The 22,682-nt window shown below is 60.3% G+C and carries 16 protein-coding genes and 2 pseudogenes; 4 read left to right on the top strand and 14 right to left on the bottom strand.

Annotated elements, in window-relative coordinates; genetic code table 11:
- Positions 1–77 precede the first annotated feature (77 nt).
- The 7 genes from ACSFE6_RS19615 to hutC form a co-directional block, all read right to left on the bottom strand.
- Positions 78–908 (bottom strand): quaternary amine ABC transporter ATP-binding protein, encoded by an 831-nt coding sequence (locus ACSFE6_RS19615; RefSeq protein ID WP_433738255.1) that lies wholly within the window; start codon positions 906–908, stop codon positions 78–80.
- Entirely contained in the window at positions 905–1,756 is an 852-nt protein-coding gene (locus ACSFE6_RS19610) for an ABC transporter permease (RefSeq protein WP_175390019.1), read from the bottom strand. The genes ACSFE6_RS19615 and ACSFE6_RS19610 overlap by 4 nt, the downstream gene beginning before the upstream one ends.
- Positions 1,757–1,827: 71 nt before the next feature.
- On the bottom strand, positions 1,828–2,796 hold the full coding sequence (locus ACSFE6_RS19605; RefSeq protein WP_435429131.1) for an ABC transporter substrate-binding protein: 969 nt from the start codon (positions 2,794–2,796) through the stop codon (positions 1,828–1,830).
- Between the two features lie 69 nt (positions 2,797–2,865).
- Positions 2,866–4,338 (bottom strand): purine-cytosine permease family protein, encoded by a 1,473-nt coding sequence (locus ACSFE6_RS19600; protein ID WP_435429130.1) that lies wholly within the window; start codon positions 4,336–4,338, stop codon positions 2,866–2,868.
- A gap of 152 nt (positions 4,339–4,490) precedes the next feature.
- Positions 4,491–6,173, bottom strand: a complete 1,683-nt coding sequence (hutU, locus tag ACSFE6_RS19595; protein WP_435429129.1) for a urocanate hydratase — start codon at positions 6,171–6,173, stop codon at positions 4,491–4,493.
- Between the two features lie 521 nt (positions 6,174–6,694).
- Positions 6,695–7,264: a HutD/Ves family protein gene (locus ACSFE6_RS19590; RefSeq protein ID WP_435429128.1), complete on the bottom strand. Its 570-nt coding sequence runs from the start codon at positions 7,262–7,264 to the stop codon at positions 6,695–6,697.
- On the bottom strand, positions 7,261–7,971 hold the full coding sequence (hutC, locus tag ACSFE6_RS19585; RefSeq protein ID WP_173677901.1) for a histidine utilization repressor: 711 nt from the start codon (positions 7,969–7,971) through the stop codon (positions 7,261–7,263). Before hutC ends, ACSFE6_RS19590 begins: the two co-directional genes overlap by 4 nt.
- 146 nt (positions 7,972–8,117) lie before the next feature.
- Between hutC and ACSFE6_RS19580 the strand changes: the two genes are divergently transcribed.
- Positions 8,118–9,482 (top strand): formimidoylglutamate deiminase, encoded by a 1,365-nt coding sequence (locus tag ACSFE6_RS19580; RefSeq protein ID WP_435429127.1) that lies wholly within the window; start codon positions 8,118–8,120, stop codon positions 9,480–9,482.
- A 113-nt stretch (positions 9,483–9,595) separates the two neighbouring features.
- Here ACSFE6_RS19580 and ACSFE6_RS19575 read toward each other — a convergent pair whose 3' ends face one another.
- On the bottom strand, positions 9,596–10,165 hold the full coding sequence (locus ACSFE6_RS19575; RefSeq protein WP_435429126.1) for a lipocalin family protein: 570 nt from the start codon (positions 10,163–10,165) through the stop codon (positions 9,596–9,598).
- Positions 10,166–10,196: 31 nt separating this feature from the next.
- The gene (locus tag ACSFE6_RS19570; RefSeq protein WP_435429125.1) at positions 10,197–10,451 is read right to left on the bottom strand and encodes a hypothetical protein; all 255 of its coding nucleotides are present in this window, start codon (positions 10,449–10,451) and stop codon (positions 10,197–10,199) included.
- Positions 10,452–10,732: 281 nt separating this feature from the next.
- Here ACSFE6_RS19570 and ACSFE6_RS19565 point away from each other — a divergent pair.
- Both ACSFE6_RS19565 and ACSFE6_RS19560 read left to right on the top strand, forming a co-directional pair.
- Positions 10,733–11,767, top strand: a pseudogene (locus ACSFE6_RS19565) (HAMP domain-containing protein); the annotation flags it as partial.
- Between the two features lie 93 nt (positions 11,768–11,860).
- Positions 11,861–12,625 (top strand): methyl-accepting chemotaxis protein, encoded by a 765-nt coding sequence (locus tag ACSFE6_RS19560; protein WP_435429133.1) that lies wholly within the window; start codon positions 11,861–11,863, stop codon positions 12,623–12,625.
- Between the two features lie 132 nt (positions 12,626–12,757).
- Here the strand turns inward: ACSFE6_RS19560 and ACSFE6_RS19555 are convergent, their stop codons facing one another.
- The 5 genes and pseudogenes from ACSFE6_RS19555 to ACSFE6_RS19535 form a co-directional block, all read right to left on the bottom strand.
- On the bottom strand, positions 12,758–13,360 hold the full coding sequence (locus tag ACSFE6_RS19555; RefSeq protein WP_435429124.1) for a DUF924 family protein: 603 nt from the start codon (positions 13,358–13,360) through the stop codon (positions 12,758–12,760).
- Positions 13,361–13,363: 3 nt separating this feature from the next.
- Positions 13,364–14,374 carry a class 1 fructose-bisphosphatase gene (locus ACSFE6_RS19550; protein WP_110965915.1) on the bottom strand — a complete coding sequence of 337 codons (1,011 nt, stop codon included), beginning with the start codon at positions 14,372–14,374 and terminating at the stop codon, positions 13,364–13,366.
- A gap of 228 nt (positions 14,375–14,602) precedes the next feature.
- Positions 14,603–15,973, bottom strand: a complete 1,371-nt coding sequence (locus ACSFE6_RS19545) for a DUF3999 domain-containing protein (RefSeq protein ID WP_435429123.1) — start codon at positions 15,971–15,973, stop codon at positions 14,603–14,605.
- Positions 15,970–19,174 (bottom strand): annotated as a pseudogene (locus ACSFE6_RS19540) (DUF2339 domain-containing protein). The gene ACSFE6_RS19545 and the pseudogene ACSFE6_RS19540 overlap by 4 nt, the downstream one beginning before the upstream one ends.
- A 272-nt stretch (positions 19,175–19,446) precedes the next feature.
- On the bottom strand, positions 19,447–21,897 hold the full coding sequence (locus ACSFE6_RS19535; RefSeq protein WP_435429122.1) for a glycogen/starch/alpha-glucan phosphorylase: 2,451 nt from the start codon (positions 21,895–21,897) through the stop codon (positions 19,447–19,449).
- Positions 21,898–22,152: 255 nt separating this feature from the next.
- Between ACSFE6_RS19535 and ACSFE6_RS19530 the strand changes: the two genes are divergently transcribed.
- Positions 22,153–22,593: a YkgJ family cysteine cluster protein gene (locus tag ACSFE6_RS19530; RefSeq protein ID WP_435429121.1), complete on the top strand. Its 441-nt coding sequence runs from the start codon at positions 22,153–22,155 to the stop codon at positions 22,591–22,593.
- Positions 22,594–22,682: the final 89 nt, after the last annotated feature.

Raw genomic sequence — 22,682 nt, 5'->3', positions numbered from 1 at the left:
CGCTCCCACAGGGAACCGCATTCCACTTGTGGGAGCGAGCCTGCTCGCGAAGGGGCCGGCACTGACGCCGCAAACCTTTAAACCACCGCCGCCCTGCGCTGCACGAACCGATCGACATACTCATCCGCCGGCGAGTGCAGGATCTCTTTCGGCGTGCCGACCTGGATCAGGCGGCCGTCCTTGAGGATCGCGATGCGGTTGCCGATACGCACGGCCTCGTCGAGGTCGTGGGTGATGAAGACGATGGTCTTGTGCAAGGTCTTTTGCAGCTCCAGCAACTGGTCCTGCATCTCGGCGCGAATCAACGGGTCGAGGGCGCTGAAAGCTTCGTCCATCAGGATGATGTCGGTGTCCGCCGCCAGTGCGCGGGCCAGGCCCACACGCTGACGCATGCCGCCGGAAAGCTGGTGCGGGTATTTGTTTTCGTAGCCCTTGAGGCCCACGGTGTTGATCCAGTGCAGCGCACGCTCGGTGCACATCTGCTTGCTCTCGCCGCGCACTTTCAAACCGTAGGCGACGTTGTCCACCACCGTTCTGTGGGGCAGCAGGCCGAAGCTCTGGAACACCATGCTGATCTTGCGCCGACGAAATTCGCGCAGGGCTTCCATGTCGTATTGCAGGATGTCCACGCCGTCCACCAGGATCGCGCCGCTGGTCGGGTCGATCAGACGATTGAAGTGACGGACCAGTGTGGACTTGCCGGAGCCCGACAGGCCCATGATCACGAAGATCTCGCCACTGCCGATGCTCAGCGAAAGGTCGTTGACGCCGACCACGCAACCGGTCTCGGCCAGCACCTGGTCCTTGGTCTTTTTCTGGCGAATCATTTCCAGCGCGTCTTTGGAACGGTTGCCGAAAATCTTGAAGACGTTTTTGACTTCGATCTTGCTTACGGTTGCGTTGTTCATTTGCTCACCTCATGCCGTGCGCGACCGTACGCCTGTGTAATGCGGTCGATCACCACTGCCAGAATCACGATCGCCAGGCCGGCTTCCAAGCCACGTCCGACGTTGAGGGTCTGAATCCCCACCAACACGTCTTCGCCCAGGCCACGGGCACCGATCATCGAAGCGATCACCACCATCGACAGGGCCATCATGGTGGTCTGGTTGATCCCGGCCATGATGCTCGGCAGGGCCAGAGGCAGTTGCACGCCGAACAGTTGCTGCCAGCGGTTGGCACCGAAGGCGTTGATCGCTTCCATCACTTCACCGTCGACCTGGCGGATGCCCAGATCGGTCAGGCGAATCAGCGGCGGTGCGGCGTAGATCACGGTGGCGAAAATCGCCGGAACCTTGCCCAGGCCGAACAGCATCAGCACCGGGATCAGGTACACGAAGCTCGGCATGGTCTGCATGATGTCCAGCAGCGGCATCAGCACCGAACGCAGGCGGTTGCTGCGCGCCGAGAGAATCCCCAGCGGAATGCCAATGAGCACCGAGATGACCGTCGCCACCATCATCAGCGCCAGGGTTTGCATCAGTTTGTCCCAGAGGCCGACCGCACCCACCAGGAACAACAAACCGACGATGACTGCCGTGGTCACGACTTTACGGGTCGCGTGCCAGGCCACACCGGCCACGATGGCCAGCATCAGCCACCAGGGCGCCGCACGCAGCAGCCCTTCGAGATTGACGATGGCCCACAACAGGGTGTCGGAGATGTGCCGGAACACGTCGCCGTAGTTGGTGACCAGCGAATCGACCCAACCGTTGACCCAGTCGGCGATGGAAAAGGTAAAGCTTTCGGGAAACATAAAGAGACTCTCAATCAAGGGGTTGCGATCAAGCATCCGGCTGTCGCTGTCGACAGCCGGAGAAGCTCAACCTACAAGGCCGCGTCGATTTTCTTGGCTGCGTCTTCGCTCACCCACTGGTGCCAGACTTCAGGATGTTCCTTCAGGAAGATCTTGGCCAGTTTTGGCGACTCGATTCGCTCTTTGCTCATGCGACCCAGGTTCTGGTTCAGCAGGTCGATCGGCAGGTTGACCTTTTCGAACACGCTCACCAGTTCCGGCGCTTCGTCGTGGAAGGTCTTGGACAGGCCGACCTTGATGGTCACGCTCTTGTTCACGCCCGGCTTCTCTTCGAGTTTCACCGCGTCGACCAAGCCCATCAGCGGCGTTGGCGACCAGTAGTAGAACAGGATCGGCTCGCCACGCTTGTAGCTCGACAGCACGGCGGCATCCAGCGCCGGGCCGGTGCCTGGGCGGAAGTTGGTGTAGCTGTTTTCCAGGCCATAGCTTTTCAGCATTTCGCTGTTGTCCAGCTCACAGGTCCAGCCGGCCGGGCAGTTGTAGAAGCGGCCCTTGGATGGTTCTTCCGGATCCTTGAACAAGGTGGCGTACTTGCCCAGGTCGGCAATGTTTTTCAGGTCCGGCGCCTTGGCTTCCAGCTTACGCTTGGCATCGCCTTCGATCACGTAACGCGGCACATACCAACCTTCAACGGCACCGACAACCGGTGCGCCGACGCCGACAACCTTGCCGGCCTTCTCGGCCTTGTTCCAGACCTCGCTGCGGCCGACCCACTCCTCGGCAAACACCTGGATATCGTTGCTGCTCAGGGCGTTTTCCATGGTGATGGAGTTGCCCGGCAGACTGTCGGTCTTGCAGTCGTAGCCTTTCTCCAGCACGACTTGCAGCACGTCGGTCAGGAGCATGGCGCTTTCCCAGTTCAGGCCGGCGAACTTCACCGGTTTGCCCGACTCGCACCAACCCGCCGCCTGAGTGGCGCCGGCGCTGGCCAGCAGGCCCATGGAAAGCAATGTGGTCAGCAGGGTCTTGTTCGATTTCATTGTTGTGACGCTCCTAATCATGAATTGGCTTACGGCAGTCAAGAGGCATCCAGCCCTGTCCACGTCCAATCAGGCCCGCGCCGCAGCGCGACCGGCCCCACTTGTTTCTGGTTGTACAACACTGTCCTGCTCGACCGGCAGAATCAGGTGATCGGGCACTGTGCCATGCCATTTTTTCGCGCACACGTAATACAGGGCGGCGGGAAGCACCAGACCGATGATCCAGGAAATATCCACGTCACCCAGGGCTGCCACCAGCGGACCGGTATAGAACTTAGTAGAGATGAACGGCAGCTGCACCAGCACGCCGAAGACATAGACGCTGATACCCAGGACATTCCAACGACCGTAGCGACCGTTCGGATCGGCCAGTGCCGGCACGTCATAGCGTTCGCGGGTGATGCAGTAGTAGTCCACCAGGTTGATCGCGCTCCATGGCGTGAAGAATGCCAGCAGGAACAGGATGAAGGACTTGAATGCACCGAGGAACGAATGCTGGCCGAGCAACGCCATCAGGGTCGCGGCACCGACGATGACCAGCACCCACACCAGACGCTGCAACCGCGAGACCTTCAGGTCACCTCGGAAGCCGCTGATGATGGTCGCGATGCACATGAAGCTGCCGTAGGAGTTCAGCGTGGAAATGGTGACCTTGCCGAACGCGATGCTGAAGTACAGCAGCGCAGCGGTGGCACCACTGCCGGCGAAACCAACGATGTAGGCCACCTCATGGCCGGCGTATTGGCCGTTGGCCGAGGCGGCGGCAAACACGCCGAGGATCATCGCCACCTGCGCGCCGATCACCGAGCCTGCACCCGCGGCGAAAAAGGTTTTCACCGAAGACGTCTTGCTTGGCAGGTAGCGCGAATAGTCAGCCACGTAAGGGCCGAAAGCGATCTGCCAGGACGCCGCGAGCGACACCGCCAGCAGGAAGCTGCTCCAGCTGAAGTGGCGGATTTGCAGGAGTGCGCCAACGTCGGTCTGGCTCATCAGACGGCTGAACAGATACACAAAGGCAATGACACCAATGATGCTGGCGACACGGCCAATCCAGTGGATCACCCGGTAACCGAGCACCGTGACCAGCACGATGACACTGGCGAAAATCAGGATACCGACGGTGTCACTGACGCCAAACAACTGGCCCAGGGCCTGGCCGGACAACACGGTACCGGTGGCGGTGAAACCGAGGTACATCAGGCATACCAGCACGATCGGGATGGCCGCGCCGTAAACACCGAACTGCACCCGGCTGGAAATCATCTGCGGCAGGCCAAGCTTGGGACCTTGCGCCGCGTGCAGTGCCATCACCCCGCCGCCGAGCAGTTGCCCGATCAGCAGACCGATCAAAGACCAGAACACATCACCGCCCAGCACCACAGCCAGGGCCCCGGTGACAATCGCGGTGATTTGCAGGTTGGCACCCATCCACAGGGTGAACTGGCTGAACAGACGACCGTGTCTTTCCGCTTCCGGGATGTAGTCGATCGAGCGTTTCTCGATCAACGGTTTGTTGCCTGCACGTTCGCTGTTAACCGCCATGGTTCAACCTCTGTGGATTGTTTTAATTGTTCCGCCCGGTTTACTCGATTCCTGTGGGAGCGGGCTTGCCCGCGAAGACGTCGGCACATTCAACATCAATTCCAGCAATGCCATCGCCATCGCTGGCAAGCCAGCTCCCACAGTTTTTTGTGTTACTTGCCGGTGATCATCGGCAGGTTCAGCCCTTGTTCCTTGGCGCAGTCGATGGCGATCTGGTAGCCGGCATCGGCGTGGCGCATCACGCCAGTGGCCGGGTCGTTGTGCAGCACGCGAGCGATACGCTCGGCCGCTTCGTCAGTACCGTCGCAGACGATCACCATGCCCGAGTGCTGGGAGAAGCCCATGCCGACGCCGCCGCCGTGGTGCAGGGAAACCCAGGTCGCGCCGCTCGCGGTGTTGAGCAGTGCGTTGAGCAGTGGCCAGTCGGACACGGCGTCGGAACCATCCTGCATCGATTCGGTTTCACGGTTCGGGCTCGACACCGAGCCGGAGTCCAGGTGGTCGCGACCGATCACGATCGGCGCCGACAGCTCGCCGCTGCGGACCATTTCGTTGAAGGCCAGGCCGAGTTTGGCGCGCAAGCCCAGGCCAACCCAGCAGATACGCGCTGGCAGACCCTGGAAGCTGATGCGCTCGCGGGCCATGTCCAGCCAGTTGTGCAGGTGGGCATCGTCCGGGATCAGTTCTTTGACCTTGGCGTCGGTCTTGTAGATGTCTTCAGCGTTGCCCGACAGTGCCGCCCAACGGAACGGGCCGATGCCACGGCAGAACAGCGGACGGATGTAGGCCGGTACGAAGCCAGGGAAGTCGAAAGCGTTTTCCACGCCTTCTTCCTGGGCCATCTGACGGATGTTGTTGCCGTAGTCGAAGGTCGGCACGCCCATTTTCTGGAAGTCCAACATGGCTTTGACGTGTACGGCCATCGATTGCTTGGCGGCTTTCACGACGGCGGCCGGCTCGGTCTTGGCGCGAGCGCGGTATTCGTCCCAGGTCCAGCCGGCTGGCAGGTAGCCGTTGAGCGGGTCGTGGGCACTGGTCTGGTCGGTGACCATGTCCGGGCGCACACCGCGACGCACCAGTTCCGGGAGGATTTCAGCGGCGTTGCCGCACAGGGCGATGGAGATCGCCTTGCCTTCAGCGGTGTACTTGGCGATACGCGCCAGGGCGTCGTCCAGATCCTTGGCTTGCTCGTCGACATAGCGGGTTTTCAGGCGGAAATCGATGCTGATCTGCTGGCACTCGATGTTCAGCGAGCAGGCACCGGCCAGGGTCGCGGCCAGCGGCTGGGCGCCGCCCATGCCACCCAGGCCTGCGGTCAGGACCCACTTGCCGGTCAGGTTGTCGTTGTAGTGCTGGCGACCGGCTTCGACGAAAGTTTCGTAGGTGCCCTGGACGATGCCCTGGCTGCCGATGTAGATCCAGCTGCCGGCGGTCATCTGGCCGTACATGGCCAGGCCCTTGGCGTCCAGTTCGTTGAAGTGTTCCCAGGTGGCCCAGTGTGGCACCAGGTTGGAGTTGGCGATCAGCACGCGCGGGGCGTTGCTGTGGGTCTTGAACACGCCGACCGGCTTGCCCGATTGCACCAGCAGGGTTTCGTCGTCGTTCAGGTTGGTCAGGCTCTCGACGATCTTGTCGTAGCACTCCCAGTTACGTGCCGCGCGACCGATACCACCGTAAACCACCAGCTCTTTAGGGTTCTCGGCGACTTCCGGGTCGAGGTTGTTCATCAGCATGCGCAGCGGCGCTTCGGTCAGCCAGCTTTTGGCGGTCAGCTTGTTGCCGCGCGCAGCACGGATTTCGACGTCACGGAACTTGGTAATTTTGTTGTCAGTCACGAAAAAGACTCCTCAGCGATCAATCCAAACCAACCCTGGCGGTGGGTAAGCCAGCCTGTGCGCATCGTTGCGCGACAGGCGAATCAGTGGACGTTGCGAGGAGTCTCTCGAGCGACTCATACGCATACGTCTTTACTTGTACATACAAGCATATGCAATCAAGCGGCCAACTTGTTGGATGAGCATTCAAGAAAAATTCTGAAAGGGCTGGAGAGCGCCTGGATCAAGGGCTCAGGCGTAGATGAAATTTTTCGGGGGGATTTTGGTGGGGAGCTAGCAGTTGTTACTTGAGTGCGGTTTTGCGCCACGCTGGGGCGTTCGGTAACAAAGTGGTGCGCTTTGGGGAACGACGTGGGTTACTGCTTTTGTGGCGAGGGAGCTTGCTCCCGCTCGGCGGCGAAGCCGTCGTAAACCCGGCTAGTCGGATTCAACTGTTAAATCACGGTTGAATGGTTTCGGGGCTGCTTCGCAGTCCAGCGGGAGCAAGCTCCCTCGCCACAAAAGATCGAATCAACCCGTAATCAGCGTGCAGTCAGTTCGATCACACAGCAGGCGCCATTACTGGAGACTTCCAGCAACCCGGTGTTACCGACCAGTTGCAGGCAATCATGACGACCCAGCTGCGAGGCACTGTTACCGACTTTCACCTCAAGCTCATCACTGACGCTGAACACCAGCACAGTCCCGGCCTCACTGAAAAACCGCTGCTTGCCATCCAGCCACTGCAACCGTGCGCTGTAGCGCTGCGGTGCATAGATCAGGTTGAAATCGCGGATCGCTCCGCCAAGCAGCGTGCAGGACACCTTGCTCTCGCCACTGAAGGCAAACGGGTCCAGCGGTAACAGCGGTCGTGTGTTCTGACCATCCACCGTCAGGGTCATGCCGTCGCCCTGCAACACGGTGATGATCCGCTCGTAACCGGCGAAGGTGGAAAACCCGCCCGACTCGCCAATGTCAGCAATCGACAGGCGCCAGCCAAAGCCTTCAAGACCGGTGCCGGCATCGCGGGTGATTTCTTCGGTGCTGCCGCCGCCGTTTTTCCACGGCATACGCGGGTAATCAACTGCACGTAAAACTTTCAGCTCATTCATTTATGAAACCGACCTTCCAGACGATGACGGGAACCGGGGTGGATCAAACGGGCGGCGGTCACCGGCTGACGACCGGACCAGGTACGTCGGCGGATCAGCAGGCACGGCTCGCCCTTTTCAATCTGCAGCAACTTGCATTCGGAAGACTCAGCCAGAATCGCCTCGACCACATGCTCGCCTTCGGTCAACGGCGCGACCTGGTTGAGGTAGGCGTAAGGCGTTTGCAGGGTGAAATCCTGCTTGAGGTAGTCCGGGGCCACCAGTGCGTTGACGAAACGGTCTTCGATTTGCACCGGAATGTCGTTTTCGAAATGCACGATCAGCGAATGGAACACTTTCTGGCCTTCGCGCATGTCCAGGGCCAGGGCCCGCTCGGAACCGGCGGCCTCTTCTTCAAGGGTGATGACCTTGCAGGTGTGGCGATGACCACGGGAGGCGATTTCGTCGGCGATGTTGTGCACTTCGAACAGTGCGGACTGGCTTTTCGGCTCGGCGACGAACGTGCCGACGCCTTGCATGCGCACCAACAGACCGTCGGCGGTCATCTCGCGCAGGGCGCGGTTGATGGTCATGCGGCTGAAGCCCAACTGGCTGACCAGCTCGCTTTCCGACGGAACGCGGTAGTGCGGTGGCCAGTTACCGCTGTCGATTTGCTGGGTGATCATTTGTTTGACGCGGGCGTACAAGGGCGCCGGACTGTCGCCCATGTTCGCGGCCAACGGAGAGACTGGAGGCGGAGTCGGCACGGTTAATCCTTGGTCATTTGGTTAATGTCGCTAGCTTGCCGGAGTTTACCGACGAGGCAAACGTCTGTATATGTATATACAAATAACACACGATGGGGTGCTGAACCATGTCCGCCTTCTTTGCCGAACGCGCGCTGCTGCCTAGTGGATGGGCCAACAATGTACGTCTTGAGGTCAGCGCCGATGGCGTCCTGACCCATATCCAGGCCGATTCCCATGCAGATGGCGCCGAGCGGTTGAGTGGCCCGCTGCTGCCGGGCATGCCGAATCTGCACTCCCACGCTTTCCAGCGGGCCATGGCCGGGCTGGCGGAAGTGGCCGGTAATCCGAATGACAGTTTCTGGACATGGCGCGATCTGATGTATCGCCTCGTCGGAAAAATCAGCCCGGAACAACTCGGCGTCATCGCCCGCCAGCTGTACATCGAAATGCTCAAGGCCGGTTACACCTCGGTGGCGGAATTTCATTACGTACACCACGACAACAATGGCCAGCCTTACGCGGATCCAGCCGAACTGGCCCTGCGCATCAGCCAGGCCGCCAGCTCCGCCGGCATCGGTCTGACTCTGCTGCCAGTGCTTTACAGCCACTCCGGTTTCGGCGGCCAGACTCCGAACGAAGGCCAGCGCCGTTTTATCAACAGCACTGAAAACTATCTGAAGCTGCAATCACGCCTGCAACCCTTGCTGGCTCAGCAAAAGGCACAGTCGCTGGGCCTGTGCTTCCACTCGTTGCGCGCGGTAACACCGCAGCAAATCAGCGAAGTGTTGGCGGCCAGCGACAAACAATGCCCTGTGCACATTCACATCGCTGAACAGCAGAAGGAAGTCGACGACTGCCTGACCTGGAGTGGCCGCCGTCCGCTGCAATGGCTGTATGAAAACGTCGAAGTCGATCAACGCTGGTGCCTGGTCCACGCCACCCACGCCAATCCGGAAGAAGTCACGCTGATGGCCAAGAGTCGCGCCATCGCCGGCTTGTGCCTGACCACCGAAGCCAACCTCGGCGACGGGATCTTCCCGGCCGTGGACTTCCTCGCCCAGGGCGGACGCATGGGCATCGGCTCCGACAGCCACGTGTCCTTGAGCGTGGTGGAAGAGTTGCGCTGGCTGGAATACGGGCAGCGCCTGCGCGATCAGCGACGTAATCGTTTGTATGGCGCGGATCAACCGATGGTCGGGCGCACGCTGTTTGATGCAGCACTGGATGGCGGTGCTCAGGCACTGGGCCAGCCGATTGGTGCATTGGAAGTGGGCAAGCGTGCCGATTGGCTGGTGCTGGACGGCAGCGATCCGTACTTGGCGACGGCCAGTGGTGACGGAATTCTGAACCGGTGGTTGTTTGCTGGTGGTGACCGTCAGGTGCGGGATGTGCTGGTCAATGGCCAGTGGGTTGTGCGTGACGGGCGGCATGCTGGGGAAGAAGAAAGTAATCGCGCATTCACTCAAGTCCTGCGCGATCTTTTAGGCTAATACAAATACCTGTGGGAGCTGGCTTGCCAGCGATGGCGGTCGATCAGACAGCAATGATGCAGAATCTGACGGCCTCATCGCTGGCAAGCCAGCTCCCACAAGGGAATGTGTGATCAGTTGGAAGTCTTCGCCATCTGCGTATCCGACGCCCGCCAGATCAGCCGCGTGGTGTCGTAGCCTTGCTGACGCGCCTTGCTCAGCAACTCTTCACGCACCACACCATTGACGGTCGGGGTGCGCGACAGCAGCCACAGGTAACGACGACTCGGGTCTCCGACGATGGCGGTCTTGTAGTCATCGCTGACGTACAGCACCCAATATTCGCCCTTCGCCGAACCCGGTATCAGCCGCGAGAACCAGGTATCGAACTCGACCCACAACTTGTCGGTCTTGCCCGGCACTTGTGGATAAGCCGTGCCCTTGACCTCTTCCCACTCCCACTGCGGGGTCAGGCAGCGGTTCAGCACCGCCACATTGCCGTCAGGCTTGAGCGTGTAGTGAGCTTCGGATTGCGCACAATTGCGCTGGAAGTACATCGGCATGCGCGCCAGCTCGTACCAGGTGCCTTGGTAGCGCTTGAGGTTGACGCTGTTGACGGTCTTGGGCGCCAACGGATCCTGGCCAGAAGTGGCACAGCCGGCCAACACCAGGCCGGCAAAAAGCATTATCAATAACCGCTTCATTATTTTTCTCCCGTGGGCGCTTGGCCCCGGTTTACTTCAGGCCTTGGCCGGAAAACATCAGCACTTTGTCACCGGCAAACTGCACGCTGATAAAGCTGTTCTTGTCGCCCCAGGTGCAACTGGACATGCCGAGCGCGCCCGAACAGTCGGCCGGTTTGCCCAGCAAGGTTTCAACCTCGGTCTTGGACATGCCGGAAGAGAGTTTCGAGTAGTTTTCCTGATTGACCTTACTGCACGCAGCCAACAACACGCAGAACGAAAGCAGGGCGAGGGAACGCAGCGACATGGTGTAACTCCGGGGACGAAGGGGGTTGGCATGGCTGCCAAGCAAGACCTTAGAAGTGAAAACCCCTCGCGGGTTCCCTTCCTCGCGGGCTATTTATCGGGCCGCTCGTCTACCTTTTGCCTAAAAATCAGCCACTTTCCGTTTCCTCGGAGCATTTCGTCGACTTTTTAGGAATCCGCCTAATCTTTGGCGCCGTTCAGCCGACATGCAGGGCAGCGCAATGCCCCTACCCGTGGCATGTGCCTCCCTTGTCCACGAGACTTTCCGCGGTAGCTCACTTAATGACCAGAAACATGAAGTTCAGCCACAAAATCCTGTTGGCTGCCGCCCTCGTGGTGGCCGTTGCATTCGCCTGTTTCATCCTGTTCAACGACTATCGCCAGCGTCAGACGTTGCGCAGCAACACCGAGGCCTCGATGCAGGAGCTCGGCAGCCTGACCACCAGCAACATCCAGACCTGGCTGGAAAGCCGCATCCAGTTGCTGCAATCGCTGTCCCAGCAAATCGCCGTCGACGGCAGTGCGCCGGCCAGTTTGAAACGCGCCATCGACCTGCCCGCCTACACCGGCAATTTCCAGCTGAGCTACTTCGGCGGCACTGATGGTGTGATGTTCTCAATCCCGGCGGGCAACCGCGCAGCGGATTACGACCCGCGCGCCCGTGGCTGGTACAAAGCCGCCAACAGCGCACAACAGACCATCGTCACTGAACCGTACATCGCCGCCTCCTCCGGCAAACTAGTGATCACCGTCGCCACGCCCGTGAAGCAGCAAGGCCAGATGATCGGCGTGGCAGGCGCCGACATTGACCTGTCCAGCGTCAGCGCGATCATCAACTCGCTGAACTTTGGCGGTCACGGCCATGCCTTCATCGTCGGCGCCGACGGCAAGATCCTGATCCACCCCGACAGCAAACTGGTGCTCAAGAACCTGGCCGATGCCTACCCGAACGGTGCGCCCAAAGTCAGCCCAGGTATGAAAGAGGTGGAAATCGACGGCAAGCGTCAGTTCATGTCCTTCACCCACGTCAACGGCGTACCGTCGGCGGACTGGTATGTCGCGCTGGTGCTGGACCAGGAGACCGCCTTCTCGATGCTCAGCGAATTCCGCACCTCGGCGATCATTGCCATGGTAATTGCGGTGGTGATCATCATCGCTTTGCTGGGCATGCTGATCAGCTTCCTGATGCGGCCGTTGCTTACCATGGGTCGTGCCATGCACGACATCGCCGAAGGCGAAGGCGACCTGACCAAACGCCTGACCATTCACGGTCACGACGAATTCGGTGCCTTGGGACTGTCGTTCAACCGTTTTGTCGAACGGATTCACACCTCGATCCGCGAAGTGTCCTCGGCCACCGGGCAGGTCAACGAAGTGGCACTGCGCGTAGTGGCCGCCTCCAACTCGTCGATGTTCAACTCAGATCAGCAAGCCTCGCGCACCAGCAGCGTCGCCGCGGCGATCAACCAGCTCGGCGCCGCCGCCCAGGAAATCGCCCAGAACGCCGCCCTCGCCTCCCAGCACTCGAGCGATGCCCGCTCCCTGGCCGAAGAGGGTCAGCAGGTTGTGGATAAAACCATCTCGGCGATGCATCAACTGTCTGCAAAGATCAGCGATTCCTGCGGCAACATCGAGACGCTCAACAGCAACACCGTCAACATCGGGCAGATCCTGGAAGTGATCACCAGCATCTCCCAACAGACCAACTTGCTGGCCCTCAATGCCGCCATCGAAGCCGCGCGCGCGGGTGAAGCCGGGCGTGGTTTTGCGGTAGTGGCCGATGAAGTGCGCAACCTCGCCCACCGCACTCAGGATTCGGCGCAGCAAGTGCATAAAATGATCGAAGAGCTGCAAGTCGGCGCCCGTGAGGCGGTCACCATCATGACCGACAGCCAGCGCCAGAGCGAAAACAGCGTCGGCATCGCCAACCAGGCCGGTGAACGCCTGGGCAGCGTGACCCAGCGCATTGGTGAAATCGACGGCATGAACCAATCCGTGGCCACAGCGACGGAAGAACAGACGGCCGTGGTGGAATCGATCAACGTTGACATCACCGAGATCAACACGCTGAACCAGGAAGGCGTGGAGAACCTGCAATCGACCTTGCGCGCGTGTGCCGATCTGGAACAGCAGGCAGCGCGATTGAAGCAGTTGGTGGGTAGTTTCAGGATCTAAGGCGCTCTTGCGGACCCCTTCGCGGGCAAGCCCGCTCCCACAGGTATCGCGGTGAGCACAATATATGTGTACGACACAAACCACTGTGGGAGCGGGCTTGCCCGCGAAGAGGCCATCACTGGCAAAGGAGATTTAAAACCTGGAACCAGGCTTCGAAAGAAACTCAATTTCCTGCGCCGTAGACTCGCGCCCCAACACCTCATTGCGATGGGGAAACCGCCCAAACTGCGCAATCACCTTCTGATGCTTCTCGGCATAGTCCAGGTAATCGGCAAACAGCGCCTTGTCACTGTCCGGCTGTTGCTCCAGCAGTTCGATGTAGCGCGAGATGCATTCGTTTTGCACGTCGAGGTTTTCGCAGTGCTCGAATACCAGGAGGATGAATACCCGCTGGATCGGCTGCAATTGCCGATCGAAATCCGCGGCAATGCCCTGTGCCACCAGCGCCTGGGCTCTGATGTCACCGGAAAAGGCTTTGGGAGAATCGCGAAAGAGCATGCGTGGCAGTTGATCGAGCAACAGCACCAGGGCCAGCCAACCTTCAGGACATTGCGTCCACTCGGTCAATCCGCCGGCCAGTGCCTGTTCGACCTGGGCCCCGAATCGCTCGCGCGCTTCGAGGTCCTGGCTGTCACGCTTGCCAAACCATAACTTGCCCTTCTGCGCCGCCACTTCCTTAGCTGATCCGGCATGTCCGAACCACCAATCGAGCAACGGCTGCCAGGGCGCCTTCATGGCTTATTCCTTGTGGTACGCCGTGGCGCGGGCCACTTCTTCCTTCGAGCCGAGGAACACCGCTACGCGCTGGTGCAGGCCTTCAGGCTGGATATCGAGGATGCGCTGGTGGCCGTCGGTGGACGCGCCGCCCGCTTGCTCCACGAGGAACGACATCGGGTTGGCTTCGTACATCAAGCGCAGCTTGCCTGGCTTGGATGGCTCACGGGCGTCACGTGGGTACATGAATAGGCCACCACGGGTCAGGATACGGTGCACGTCCGCAACCATCGCGGCAACCCAGCGCATGTTGTAGTTCTTTTTCAGCGGGCCTTCTTCGCCAGCCAGCAATTCGCTGACGTAGCGCTGCACCGGGGCTTCCCAGTGACGCTGGTTGGACATGTTGATGGCGAATTCCTGGGTGGATTCAGGAATGGTGATGTCTTCGTGAGTCAGGACGAAGCTGCCCATTTCACGGTCCAGGGTGAAGCCCTTGACGCCATTGCCCAGGGTGAGGATCAGCATGGTTTGCGGGCCATAGATCGCATAACCGGCGGCAACCTGCTGGGTGCCTGGCTGCAGGAAGGCCTTTTCATTCAGGGCTTCGTTCTGGCTCAGATATTCGTTCGGGCAACGCAACACGGAGAAGATGGTGCCGACTGGCGCGTTGATGTCGATGTTCGACGAGCCGTCCAGTGGGTCGAATACCAGCAGGTACGCGCCTTTCGGATATTTGCCCGGGATCTGGTAGGCGTTGTCCATCTCTTCGGACGCCATGCCGGCCAGGTGACCGCCCCACTCGTTGGCTTCGAGCAGGATTTCGTTGGACAGTACGTCGAGCTTCTTCTGCACTTCGCCCTGAACGTTCTCAGTGCCCATGCTGCCCAGAACGCCACCCAGGGCGCCCTTGGAAACGGCGTGGCTGATCTCCTTGCAAGCACGCGCCACCACTTCGATCAGGAAGCGCAGATCGGCAGGAGTGTTGTTGCTGCGGGTCTGCTCAATCAAATAGCGACTCAAGGTAACGCGGGACATGGACGGCTCCGGTGGAATGGGGGGGCTAAAAACCCGCGCAGTTTAACGCGAGTCGGGGCGCATTTCCTCCTATCAGACGTGATCGGTTGAAGAGAGTTCATGCGCGGGGATTAGCGTAGATGGAAATGGAGACTTTACCGACCGGTAAATCGCTTTCGCGAGCAGGCTCGCTCCCACAGCAATACACATTCCAACGGTGGGAGCGAGCCTGCTCGCGAATGGCAACTTTCAGGGTTTAACCGGGGGTTTGCGCAGCAGACTGAACGCCATCACCGCCAGAAACAGCACACTGAGCAACAATACCGCCCATAGGCCGAATTTTTTCCAGTCCGTACCGATGGGTACCGGAACGGTCGTGGCCGGCGGACTCAGCAACGTGTCTCCATCGACCGAAGCCCGGCCCAAGGTCGAAAGTTTTGCCGCACTGTAATCCGGAATCAGGGTCGACAACGGCAAGTTGGCCGCTCTCGCCGTCGCACTGCCCAGCGCCAGCGTATACGGCCCCGGCCCCCGTGCCAGAAAAACCAGTTGCGTGGCGCGCACGGCATATTTCACGGTGGGCGCTTGCGCACCCAGGCCACCGCCACGCTCGTCCACGGTCAGTTTCAACTGCTGCACGGTTTGCCCCGGCAACTGCAATTCGTTCTGCACCACGTCCTGGCCATTCTGGGTCAGGCGATACAACAGACCACTGCTCAGCGGCTGCCACGGCAGGCTGGTCTCCCGACGTCCGGACAAGATCACGGGTGCCAGGCTGTTGGGCTGGTCCAGCGTCACCTGCACACGCTCGACATTCAGCCCCGCCGGCAATTGCCAGGTGTACTCACCGGCCTTCACGCTGGTGCCGGCCAATGCTTGCGACCAGACCAACGGCAACGGCAGGTTGCGGGGATTGGCGCTCTGCAATTGCGCCGACGTCAGGATGGGAGCCGCTTGCGGCGTGCTCCACAGCAATCGCAGATAGCGCGCCGACTGCCCCGGCAGGCCGATTTCATGCTGTTCGACCCGTTCGTCGGCAAAGGTCAGGCGCGCCACCTGCCCTTCGCCCCAGGACTGCCAATTTTGCAAATCGTCGCTGGCCTCGATGCTGAAACGCTGGAAACCGTCACGCTCGCTGGTCCAGTCGAGTATCAACTGATGTAACGGTGCCTTGATGCCACTGGCATCGAGCAACCAGCCACGCAACACCTCTTCACCCACCTCCAACTGACTGGAGGGCTGGACTTCGACCAGTGCACCGTTGGCGTTAGATTGCACCCGCACGCTCGGCGCGCGTTCGGTGTCGTCCGCCGAGTTGTACAGTGGGAACCATTTGACGTCCGTCAGCGTGCGATTGTCATCGGACTTCGCGGTTTCCCGGGCCAGGGCATAGGCCTGCACATCGCCGACGGCGTTGAACACGCGTACATCGCCGAGGTCTGCCTGCCATGCATTCAGCTGTACCGCCAGGGGCAGTTCCAGGCGATACCAGGGGCCTTCGCCGCTCACCGACAGCGGTATCTGCGTGGCGAAGTCCGCCGGTTTTTCCGAAGCGCCGGCCGTCAGCGCCATACCCATCACAACCGCACCCAACCAGCTCAGGTTCAGCTTCTGACTCAAGACGACACTCCTTCGGTTTTCGGGGCCGGTTTTTCAGCTTCCGGCACAGCCTCGACGCGTTTGGGCGGTAACGGAGCGAAGTAGCCCACGACCAGCAGCAACACGCCCACGCCAATGAACGAGACGATCCGGGCGAGTCCGCCACGGTTACTCAATTCGACAAAAAACAGTTTGGCCACGACAACGCCGATCAGCACAGCACCAATCAACCAGACCTCGCGTCGCCCACGCAGATGACCGCCGATCATCAGGGTCAGGGCTATCAAGGTCCAGACGATGGACAGGCCCGCCTGCACCCGCATGGAATCAAGCAACAGATCAAGCTCGAAGGGCACCCCACTCCACTGGTGCGCGGTACGCATGACCAATGCCGTGAAGAATACGAACAGCGAGACGCCCGTGATCGCCTGTATGGCTGCGCCCGCGAATGTCCAGCGCACCGCCAATTGACTCAGGGCGCTGCGGGACCAGACATAAATGCCGAACAACGCAAACATCAAACCCAATTCCAATGGATTGATCAGCGGCACATAAGGCAACGGTTCGGCGGCGCCGTCACTGAAGACGTTCGCCAACCAGAACCAAACGAGCATCAACAGCGCCAGTGGCGCAGCGGCGTACAGGCGATACTCGCGGGGGTAAGACGATACCGGCCACGGCCAGTCGCGGGGCGCTGCGATCAACACCAGATACAGGCTCGGCAGAATCGCCCAGCCCAGCCAGCGCCAGGCGTTGTATTGCTCGGACAACAGCAACAAGCCGTAGCGCAGCTCCAAGGCCAGCACAGCGATCAGCAACCAGCAGCCCAGCACGTGAGCGGTGCTCAAAAACCGCACTGGCAACATCGACGCCAGGCGCCGCAGGGAGACGAAATGCACCACGAACAGCGCGGGCCAGGCCAGCCAGCCAGCCAAAATGGGCGGCCGGGTGAAAACGCGAGTGCCATGCCGCCAGCAACACCAGCGCAGCTGCCGGCATCAACACTGTGCAGAGCATCCCCAGCGACGGCCACTTCAGGCGCAGCGCCAACACGGTCCACAGTGCAACGCTCACGGCCGCGACAATCAGCATCAACGTCGCTTGCAGCGGCAATGGCGCCAAGCGCAGCACTTCACTGCCCCACGCCAATGCCCACCAGGCCGCGCCCCAAACCAGCCACACTTGGGACAACCGCTGAAGATTCAATCCATCAGCGTTGCCGAGATGCAAACGCCAAGCACCGATCAACCCAGCCAACCCCAGCATCAGTGGTGCCCAGAATGCGCCGTGGGCCAATGGTCGCAGCGTCTCACCCGGCAGCGGCCATTGCATGAGAAACAACGCGCCCGCCAACAACTGGATCGCAAGCGCCATGAACAGCACGGTGCGCGACACAATGCGCAGGCCGGCCAGCAACGTCACCAGACCGGCCAAGGCCCAACCGATCACCGTGCCATGGCTAAAGAAAAACAGCGGCGCCAGCAGATAAAGGAACGCCAAACCTAGACAGGCCAATACCGGAGTGCCCATGCGCTCCCAGGGCTTGATTTGCTCCGGTAACGCTTTATGCAGCTGATAGAAGCTGAACAACAGGGCAGCGCCCAACATCAGTGCGCCTAACGGTGTGCCGTCGAGCAGACTACTCTCGCCACGGCCCAACTCGCTGAGAAACGCCAGCGCAGCTCCCAGTTGCAACAGCAAGGCAAAGGCGCGGGCCAACGGTCGTTGCTGACGCAGGCCAAGCCAGAAAATCCCCGCGCCTTCCACTGCCCAAGCGGCGGTCGTCCAGCGAGCATCCAACCCCAATGGAATCGCGAGGCTGGTAAAAATCACCCCCAGGGCCAGACAAGTTTCCCCCAACAGGATAGCGCGGCCTCCCATCAGCAAGCGGGCCAGCCCCATGTAGATCATCCCCAGCACCAAGGCGCTGAAGGCAGCGGCAAACTCCAGATGCTGCACCAGGGCGAACTGCAACCCGAAGCCCACCAACGGTGGACCGAACAGCAGCGTGCCATCGACGTAATCACCCTTGCGCGCCGACCAGCGCAACAGCGCCTCTCGACCCTCATCCTCGGGCGGGTCATTTAACGCCTGTAACTTGCGGCGGGCGTACAGCAGCCCGATGGCCAGGTACAGCAGGAAGAACAGCACCAGGAAAGGCTCGGTACTCCACAGCAAATCCGGCGTGTAGGACCGCAGGCCCCAGGCGACACCAATGCCGAAGGTGCTCACAAAACCGATAACGTTGAGCAAGCGCCAGGCCTTGAACCAGGCAATGGCGAGGATGCCGGCGTTGAGCAAGGCGAAGTAGCTGAACAAGGCGACGTGGCTGCCGGAACCGGTGGAGGCCAGGATCGGCGCCGCGAATCCACCCAGCGCGGCGGCGGCAGCCAACCCCATGGCATTTTGGGTCACGGCGAGAATCGCCGAGAACACCGTGATGGCGACCAGAATGCCAAACGCCGCCGAAGGATCGAGTAACGGATGCAAGCGCATCGCCGCAAACACCGTCAAGTACAACACCGCCACGCCAGCGCCTTGCAGCATCAAGGCGTAACTGCTGTTGCGCGATCTCAACCACCAACCCAGCCCCAACAGGCTCAGCGCCGCCATCGCGACACCGGCGTAACGCAACTCGATCGGCACCACCATGCCTTCGGTGGCGTAACGCAACAGGAACGCCAGACCGAGAAACAACAGCACCACACCGACCCGCAATACCGTATTCCCGCCCAACAGCCACGCGCGGGCAGCGTTGATGGCTTTTTCGATGAAGTTGGGGCCCCGTGGGATAGCGGGTTGTTGTGGTTCGCGGGCCGTTGGTTGAGGTTTCCAGGGGTCGACCGGCGGTCGAGGGCTGGTTTCGGCAGCCGCTTCGAGTTCCGGCGGCAGCTCCCAGATCAGTTCAGGGGGCTCGACGACAACCCTGTCAGGGACCTGAACGGTTTCACTGATGACGGATTCACTGATGACGGATTCACTGGATGGCGGGACAGTGGCGCCAGACGCTTCCAGCAGGGCCAACCGTTGCTCGACTCCATGCAATGCCACCTGTGCCTGTTCCAGCAACCGGCGCTGCTCACTGACTTGCGATGCCAACCGGCCGAGGCGAATGGCCTGGCCGATCGCCAAGCCGAGCAACGCACCCAGCAGCGCATCGCCAAATGACTCGTCCAGCACCCAGCCCAGCAACAGGCCAATCAACATGAACATCCATTGCATGGTCGATATCCCTAAGCAGCCCCGTGGGGAGCAAGTCCAAGCGGTACAGCGCTCGAATCAGTCTAGTGTGAAACCACACAAACCATGTGGGAGCGAGCCTGCTCGCGAAGAGGTCATGACAGTCAGCATAAATGTTGAATGTCAGGCCGCTATCGCGAGCAGGCTCACTCCCACAATGGATCGCGCCAAGCCCCGAGCCTGGCTGAACTGATGCTTAGTATATCGATCAGGCCCAACAAGCGCCGGGCCTTGCTCGCAATTACGGCTAAAAGTCAGCCCAACGCCTTCCAGATATCCGTGGCGTACTCGCGAATCGTCCGGTCCGACGAGAACCAGCCCATCCGCGCCGTGTTCAGCACCGCCGAGCGCCACCATTCCTTGGAATCGTGCCAGTGGGCCTCAACGCGCATTTGTGCGGCCCAGTAAGAGTCGAAATCGGCGCAGACGAAGAAGCGGTCGTAGTCCACCAGCGAATCGACCAACCCGGCATAGCGTGACGGGTCATCCGGCGAAAACACCCCGCCACGAATGGCCTGCAACACGTCGTTGAGTCGATGGGACGCGGCAATGTCCGGCACCGCGCTGAATTCGTGGTTCTGCTTGCGCGCTTCTACCTGCTGGGCGCTGAGGCCGAAGATGAACATATGCTCGGCGCCGATGCGCTCGCACATTTCTACGTTGGCACCGTCCAGCGTACCGATGGTCAGCGCCCCGTTAAGGCCGAACTTCATGTTGCTGGTGCCAGAGGCCTCGAAGCCAGCGGTGGAAATCTGCTCGGACAGATCCGCCGCCGGAATGATGCTCTCCGCCAGGCTGACGTTGTAGTTGGGCAGGAACACTACCTTGAGCAATCCGCGCACGGTCGGGTCGTTGTTCACCACCCGAGCGATGTCGTTGGTCAGCTTGATGATCAACTTGGCCTGGTGATAACTGGCCGCCGCCTTGCCGGCGAAGATCTTCACCCGCGGTACCCAGTCGATTTCAGGCTCGGCGCGGATCGCCTGGTACAACGCCACGGTGTGCATCAGGTTGAGCAGCTGACGCTTGTACTCGTGGATCCGTTTGACTTGCACGTCGAACATCGCCGCCGGATTGACCGCCACTCCCAGTCGTTCGTGAATGATGTAGGCCAAGGCCTTTTTACTGTGCAGGCGTTGCTCGGCGAACGCCTTGCGGAACGCGGTCTTTTCGGCGAACGGTTCCAGATCGAGCAAGCGCTCCTCGGGTTTGTCCAGCACCTCAGGCCCGAGCGCATCAACCAACATCGAGGTTAATTCCGGGTTGGACTGGTACAGCCAACGGCGGAAGGTGATGCCGTTGGTCTTGTTGTTGATCCGCTGCGGATAGAGTTTGTGCAGTTCGGAGAACACCGTTTTGCGCATCAGTTGCGTGTGCAACCCCGACACGCCATTGACGCTGTGGGAACCAAGGAACGCCAGGTTACCCATGCGCACGCGTCGTCCGTTGTCCTCTTCGATCAGCGACACCGCGCGCAACACGTCGAAATCGTGAATGCCTTTGGCCCGCAGCGAGTCGATGTGCTGGGCATTGATCAGGTAGATGATCTGCATGTGCCGCGGCAACATGCGCTCCATCAAACCGACCGGCCAGGTTTCCAGCGCTTCGGGTAGCAGCGTGTGGTTTGTGTAGGACAGCGTATCGACCGTGATCTGCCACGCCGCGTCCCACGCCACGTCATACACGTCGACCAACTGACGCATCAGTTCGGCCACGGCAATCGACGGGTGCGTATCGTTGAGCTGGATGGCCGCGTGATCGCCCAGGGTCAGCACCGAGGTGTGCATGTTGCGATGGCGGCGCAGCAGATCCTGCAGGGATGCTGCGACGAAGAAATATTCCTGGCGCAGACGCAGCTCCTGGCCGGCCTCGGTGCTGTCCGCCGGATAGAGCACCCGGGAAATGCTTTCGGCCCGGGCCACTTCGGCCACTGCACCCAAGTGGTCACCGGCGTTGAAGCGTTCCAGATGCAAATCTTCCATGGCCCGGGCCCGCCACAGACGCAAGGTGTTCACGCTCGCCCCGCGCCAGCCGACCACTGGTGTGTCGTAGGCAATGGCCCGAACGGTTTCGGCCGGATGCCAGACTTGCCGGGACTTGCCTTCACTATCGGTCACGGTCTCGACGCTGCCACCGAAGCCGATCGGGTAAACCACCTCAGGGCGCTCGAACTCCCAGGGATTGCCGAAATCCAGCCAGTGTTCAGTCTGCTCCTGCTGCCAACCGTCGACGATGGCCTGGCGGAACAAGCCGTGTTCGTAGCGAATACCGTAGCCATGACCGGCGATGCCCAGGGTCGACATGCTTTCCATGAAGCACGCCGCCAGACGACCGAGGCCGCCGTTGCCCAGCGCAGCATCCGGTTCCAGCAGACGAATACGCTCGATGTCGACACCCAATTCCGTCAGCGCCTCGCGGGCTACGTCGAGCAGGCCGAGATTGCTCAGGCTGTCGTAAAGCAGTCGGCCAATCAAAAACTCCAGGGAAAGGTAATAAACACGCTTCTGACCTTTGCGGTAGATCTGTCGCGTGTGGTCCATCCAGTGCTCGACCATATGATCACGCGCCGCCAGCGCAATGGCTTCGAACCAGTCATGGTCGAAGGCGTGATCCGGGTCTTTGCCCACCGCGTAGGTGAGTTTGGTCAAGACGGCGTCGCGGAATGCGGCCACCTCTGCTTCGCGAACAAGTGGTTCTTGAGTCATCGATCGGACCTCGAGCGAGCTTGGAGTTGTCTGAGCCTAGACGGTCTGACAGGCGGTAGAGGCTCTGGTTCGGCAGTTTTTCCTATGAGTGCAATGGGGTCGGCAATTGATTGTCATGTCCGTTAATCAATGCAGATGCCGTGCCGGATTGGCTGTTTATCGGACTACGGCGAAAAAATCCGGTGAAAGGTTGTTCAAAAATCCACCAGTCCCGGTATGATCGCGCGCCCTGATGCACACGCCTGGTAACAACCGATGATGAAGCCCAACCTGATCGCCGCCGCCGAGATCGACCGACTCGATACCTGGGCCAAGTACTCCGCCCCGATGTGCGGCTCGTGCATTTCCAGCTGCTGCACCCTGCCGGTCGAGGTCAAGATCAAAGACCTGGTGCGCATCGGCGTGGTCGATGAGTTCGAGCTGGGCGATCCACCAAAGAACATCGCCAAGCGCCTGCAAAAGGAAGGGCTGGTGGAGCGCTTCAATCAGAAGTCGGGCATCTTCACCCTGCAACGCATGAGCAACAACGATTGCTATTACCTGGATCGTAAGAGCCGACTGTGCACCATTTATGACAAGCGCCCGGACACCTGCCGCAACCATCCGAAGATCGGGCCACGCCCGGGATATTGCGCCTACAAGCCGAAGGAAGTTGAGCGCGAAACCAATAGCCGTCGAACGCTGGAAAAGTTCTGACGATTGCTTGCAAATGCACGCCTGAAAAGATTATTCAGCAACAATTAATCGACACTGACAGAAGCCCGAAAATTGCTCGGGCTTCTGCA

The organism is Pseudomonas baetica, from assembly GCF_051216495.1.
GTDB classification, from domain to species: Bacteria; Pseudomonadota; Gammaproteobacteria; order Pseudomonadales; family Pseudomonadaceae; genus Aquipseudomonas; species Aquipseudomonas baetica_B.
The sequence above is the reverse complement of the archived record's forward strand: the minus strand, read 5'-3'. Positions and strand labels throughout refer to the sequence as shown.